The organism is Streptomyces sp. UH6 (assembly GCF_013421635.1).
Taxonomy (GTDB): domain Bacteria; phylum Actinomycetota; class Actinomycetes; order Streptomycetales; family Streptomycetaceae; genus Streptomyces; species Streptomyces abyssomicinicus.
The window spans coordinates 1-1,922 of the sequence record NZ_JACADT010001045.1 but is presented as its reverse complement, the minus strand read 5'-3'; the positions used below and the strand labels follow the sequence as shown (position 1 = coordinate 1,922).

At 72.3% G+C, this 1,922-nt stretch carries 1 protein-coding gene and 1 pseudogene; one reads left to right on the top strand and one right to left on the bottom strand.

Annotated elements, in window-relative coordinates; genetic code table 11:
* Positions 1–480: pseudogene (locus tag HW445_RS34480) on the top strand (hypothetical protein); the annotation flags it as partial.
* Here the strand turns inward: HW445_RS34480 and HW445_RS28970 are convergent.
* The gene (locus HW445_RS28970) at positions 393–1,916 is read right to left on the bottom strand and encodes a TldD/PmbA family protein (protein ID WP_180223808.1); all 1,524 of its coding nucleotides are present in this window, start codon (positions 1,914–1,916) and stop codon (positions 393–395) included. The pseudogene HW445_RS34480 and the gene HW445_RS28970 sit on opposite strands and share 88 nt — an antisense overlap.
* Positions 1,917–1,922: the final 6 nt, after the last annotated feature.

The window sequence follows — 1,922 nt, the reverse complement described above, 5'->3', positions numbered from 1 at the left end:
GTCGACGACGTGGCGGGCGGTCTGGTCGCCAAGCTGATCCACCGGCATCCGCACGTCTTCGGGGAGGAGTCGGCGGCCACCCCGGAGGAGGTCGAGGAGCACTGGCTGCGGACCAAGGCGGTCGAGAAGCAGCGGTCCTCGGTCACCGAGGGGGTGCCGCTGGGGCAGCCGGCGCTCGCGCTCGCCGCCAAGCTGGCCTCCCGGGCCCGCAAGGCGGGACTGGACGCGCCGCTGCCGGTCGGCGAGGGCGTGGGGTACGAGCTGCTGACCCTCGCGGTCCGCGCGGAGGCGGCGGGCGCTCGACGTCTCGTCCGCGATCACGACGCATCCGTCGGCCCGGGACAGCTCCAGGGCGCGCTCGACGATCTCGTGCGGCTTGTTGGTACGCGGGCTCATCGACCGGCCTCCTGCGTGGTGTTCAAGATGTTGACGCCCCGGAAAAGTGCTGACGGGCAGCCGTGCGAGACGGCCGCGATCTGACCGGGCTGGGCCTTGCCGCAGTTGAACGCGCCGCCCAGCACATAGGTCTGGGGACCGCCTACCGCCTCCATGGACCCCCAGAACTGCGGGGTGACGCCCTGGTAGGCGAAGTCCCGGACCTGGCCGTCGAGCCGCCCGCCCCTGATCCGGTAGGCGCGCTGCCCGGTGAACTGGAAGTTGTAGCGCTGCATGTCGATGGACCACGACCGGTCGCCCACCACGTAGATGCCGTTGTCGACGCCGCCGATCAGGTCCTCGGTGGACATCCCCGCCGGGTCCGGCAGCAGCGACACGTTGGCCATCCGCTGGACCGGCACATGGGCGGGGGAGTCGGCGAAGGCGCAGCCGTTGGACCGCTCGAAGCCGGTCAGCCTCGCCATCCGCCGGTCGAGCTGGTAGCCGACCAGCACGCCGTCCTTGACCAGGTCCCAGGACTGCCCGGCCACGCCCTCGTCGTCGTAGCCGACGGTCGCCAGCCCGTGCTCGGCGGTGCGGTCCCCGGTGACGTTCATCTTCTCGGAGCCGTACCTCAGCGTGCCGAGCTGGTCGAAGGTGGCGAACGAGGTGCCCGCGTAGGCCGCCTCGTAACCGAGCGCGCGGTCCAGCTCGGTGGCGTGGCCGATCGACTCGTGGATGGTCAGCCAGAGGTTCGACGGGTCGACGACCAGGTCGTGCACGCCCGCCTTCACGCTCGGGGCGCGCATCTTCTCGCGCAGCAGCTCCGGGATCTCGGCGAGCTCCGCCGCCCAGTCCCAGCCGGTGCCGGTCAGGTACTCCCAGCCACGCCCGGCGGGCGGCGCCAGGGTGCGCATCGAGTCGAACTCGCCGGTGGACCCGTCGACCGAGACGGCGTTGAACTGCGGGTGGAGCCGGACCCGCTGCTGGGTGGTGACGGTCCCCGCGGTGTCCGCGTAGAACTTGTTCTCGTGGACGGTCAGCAGCGAGGCGTCCACGTGGTCGACGCCGTCGGCGGCGAGCAGCCCGGCGCTCCACTCGGCCAGCAGACCCGACTTTTCCTCGTCCGGCACCTCGAACGGGTCGATCCCGTACGCCGACACCCAGGTCCGCTCGGCGTGCACCGGCTCGTCCGCCAGCTCCACCCTCTCGTCGGACCCGGCGGCCGCGATCACCTTCGCGGTCAGCCTGGCCATCGCCACCGCCTGCGAGGCCACCTTGGCGGCGGCGTCCATGGTGAGGTCCACGCCGGAGGCGAAGCCCCACGCGCCGCCGTGCACCACGCGCACCGCGTACCCCAGGTCGGTGGTGTCCGAGGACCCGGCCGGCCGAGCGTCCCGCAGCCGCCAGGCCGCGCTGCGCACCCGCTCGAACCGGAAGTCGGCGTGATCCGCCCCCAGCGCCCTGGCCCGCGCCAGCGCGGCGTCGGCCAGGGCCCTCAACGGCAGTGCCAGGAACGACGGGTGGGTCTTGATCTCGATGGCCTT